Source organism: Flavonifractor sp. An4 (genome assembly GCF_002161755.1).
GTDB classification, from domain to species: domain Bacteria; phylum Bacillota; class Clostridia; order Oscillospirales; family Oscillospiraceae; genus Flavonifractor; species Flavonifractor avicola.
The window spans coordinates 1-3207 of record NZ_NFIL01000084.1 but is presented as its reverse complement, the minus strand read 5'-3'; the positions used below and the strand labels follow the sequence as shown (position 1 = coordinate 3207).

At 57.6% G+C, this 3207-nt stretch carries 3 protein-coding genes; all 3 read left to right on the top strand.

All coding sequences use genetic code 11. The annotated features are described in order from the left end of the window. Positions 1-334: 334 nt before the first annotated feature. Entirely contained in the window at positions 335-742 is a 408-nt protein-coding gene (locus tag B5F94_RS15635) for a hypothetical protein (RefSeq protein ID WP_087331459.1), read from the top strand. A gap of 116 nt (positions 743-858) precedes the next feature. Next, the gene (locus tag B5F94_RS15630) at positions 859-1338 is read left to right on the top strand and encodes a hypothetical protein (RefSeq protein WP_087331456.1); all 480 of its coding nucleotides are present in this window, start codon (positions 859-861) and stop codon (positions 1336-1338) included. Between the two features lie 481 nt (positions 1339-1819). Further along, a partial coding sequence (locus B5F94_RS15625) for a DDE-type integrase/transposase/recombinase (RefSeq protein ID WP_087331454.1) occupies positions 1820-3207 on the top strand: 1388 nt, incomplete at its 3' end.

Genomic DNA, 3207 nt, shown 5'->3' with positions numbered 1-3207 from the left:
GGGTCATAGGGGGAGGAAGGGGGTGTGGATGGAAGTGACAAAATATTGGGACGAACGACGAAAATAAAATGGAAGGGAACATAGTGTTTCAAAATAATTCTCTGATTTTTCGGATTTAAGGGATTTAATTTGAAAAAATGGCCTCAAAATTCCCAACTGTCTCCAGAAATGGCCCTGTTTTTTCAAATTAAATGGGGATTTAATTGAAAAAAACACCTCGAAAATTCCCAGTCCCTTCCAAAACACCTCTATTTTTTCAGATTAAATATGGAGATACAGAAAAAATCGGAAGTAAGTCTGAATTTCATCCAAAAAGCAGAGGGGGTGATTTACCGTGAAGCGGGCCTCGAAAAAGCAACGGGAAATCCGGTTTCACAGCGGGAAGTGCGGGCGCATCATCTGCGTCAACAGCTATGCGGAACAGGAGTACGCCAAAAAGCTGGAGGCGGACGACCGGGTGGAGAACTACGAGGAGAACTGCTGCCTTGACCCGGAGCGGTTCCAGCATGTGAACCCCGTGGGCATCCGTGCCGCCTACATGAAGCAGGAATGGAAAACGGATTTTCTGATCCACCACACGGACGGGACCCAGGCTGTCCGGGAGGTAGTGCGGGAGGACGAGTTGACCAAGGCCACCGTGCTGGAGCAGCTGGAGCTGTCCCGCCGGTACTGGGAAGCCGTGGGCGTGTCAGACTGGCGCGTCGCCCTGTTCCGGGAGGGTGGTGTGACCCATGCTTCCTGACGGCCTGGAAATACAGAGGGAATGGGGCTGACCAAGTTTACAGGTGCATCGGCGCAGAGGCCCCCGCCCGTCACCCTGTCATGAACGACTAAATGCAAAGAAAGGTTGATGTTGATATGAAAGAGTACATGAGTGAAGAAGCGGTCAAGGCCCTCATTGAGCAGTTTGCAAAGAAACAGTGGGATGGGGACTATCCCTGTCCACGATGTGGCCGTTCTGTAATGGAAAGCGATCCCGTGCGAAACGCCCTGAGCCGCCGGCTCAATGTCTATATATGTGACGAGTGTGGCATGACGGAGGCCCTCGAAGATATGCCGGGCGCTCCCAAGACACCCTTATCCGCCTGGGCGATTGCAAAGGAGCCGGAGCGATGGGAAGTCCAGTTGCCCAAACTGCGGCTTCGGCTTGTGGGCCGTGACAGCTGGAGCCGCCCTGTCTATGAATGCGAGGGCAGGTTGTATGTCGATATAGACCCCAGGGCAGACCGCCGGCCGGACATCTGCACGAAGCAGGGAAACAGTTTTGGCGGAGAGCCCAGCGACCCTATCCCGGATTGGATGGAGGTCGAGTTTATTCCCCGGCGGGACACCTGGTAATCCTCGTCCATGCCGCCGCTGTCCCCCCCTGCCCCCTGCTAATACAGGAAGATGGGGAAGCGGAAGACCATTTTGCATCCCGCCACATGGACCCCGCTATCTACATCTTGCCGCATGGACCCTGTATTCCCAGGCCCTGCCGCCCGCACCTTGCGGCCAAGCCTTGCCCCACCATGCCTCTGTTAATACAAAAAGAAGCTAGGCATGAACTAAGACGGCAGGCGTGGTTTCATGCTATGTCTGCACCCTTGTCTACTTTTACGCTTTTCTCTTCAAAAAACATTTTATTTATACTTGTTATATTTCTTTATTTATTTTTTATAAAAAAGTGGAAAAGCAGACAAAAATACCGTAAGCCATTGTGCCGCAACGGTTTCCAGGTGTCCACTTTTTGCTTCCTTGTCCCATTTTTGTGGACGGGAGCACCCCTGCATCCCACTTTACATCAAACCAAATCCAGAAGAAACGGAGTGCAAAAGCGATGTACCTTGACATCAACGGTGAACAGTTCCGCATCCTGAAGGCAGAGTCCCAAGGCGCATGGCTCGTCTCCTGTGACGCTCCGGGGCCGCCCCGCTTTGTGGACCAGCGGGAACTGGACGCCTATCCCCGCGCCCCTGCCCCGGAGCCCTGCACCGCAGAGCAGGGGGAAGCGCCGCAGACGGCCGCGGAGCAGGCGCGCATGGCGTTGATTCAGCCTTTGCTTGACAACGGGGACTGCGTCAGCGACCCTGCCATTCGCCGCCAGCTTGCGGCAGAGGCGGCGCAGGAGCACGGCACCACCAGCCGGCGCGTCCTGCGGCTATACTATCAGTACATAGCCACCGGGGCCGTAATGAAACACAAGCCCCGGAAGCGCCGTCCGCCGGAGTATGAGAACTACTACAAGCGCGCCATCCAGACCTTCTACTACTCTGCCAAACGGCCGTCCCTGCGGGACACTTACGACCTCATGCTCCATCAATTCTTCACCGCCCCGGACGGCCACCTGGCAGACAAACGCCCCACATGGCCGGCCTTCCGTCACTACTTCTACGACCAGGCATACCACCGCCGCAGTGAGCGGACCATCGCCCGGGACGGCCTCACCAACTACCAGAGAACCGCCCGCCCCCTCACTGGCTCCGCCATGACATGGAAAGATCACATCGGGGCCTATCAGATGGATGCCACCACAGCGGACATCTACCTTGTTTCCCGCCTGGACCGCACCAAGGTCGTGGGCCGCCCCTATGTCTATCTGGCCGTGGACACCGCCACCCAACTGATTGCGGGGCTCTATGTGGGCTATGAGGCGGGCGAGGAAGCCGTCATGGCCTGTCTTGCCAACGCCGCCATGGACAAGGTGGAATACTGCCGGGGCTACGGCATCGACATCGACGCTGCCGACTGGCCCAGCAAAGGGCTCCCGTCTGAGGTCATCACAGACCAGGGGCGGGACTTCCTGGGCGGCCGTATGAAGGAACTGTGCCTCCGCTACGGCGTCACCTGCGAGGCCCTGCCCCCGTTCCGCCCCGACCGAAAGGGACTTGTTGAAAAGATGTTCGATCTGATGCAGGGCCGGTACAAGCCCATCCTCCGGGGCCGGGGCGTCATCGAGGCGGACGCACAGGAGCGGTGGGCGGTGGACTACCGGGCGCAGGCTTCCCTCGACCTGACCCAGTTTACGCAAATCCTTATCCACTGCATCCTCTACCTCAACGGCCGCCGGGTGCTGGACAGCTTACAGATGTCCCCGGAGATGTTGGAACAGGGCGTCGCCCCCACCGCCGCCGGCCTGTGGCAGTATTACGCCGCCGCGGGCAAGTCCGCCCTGCTGGAACTGAATCCCCAGGAGGTCTACTACATGAGCCTGCCCCGAAAGACCTG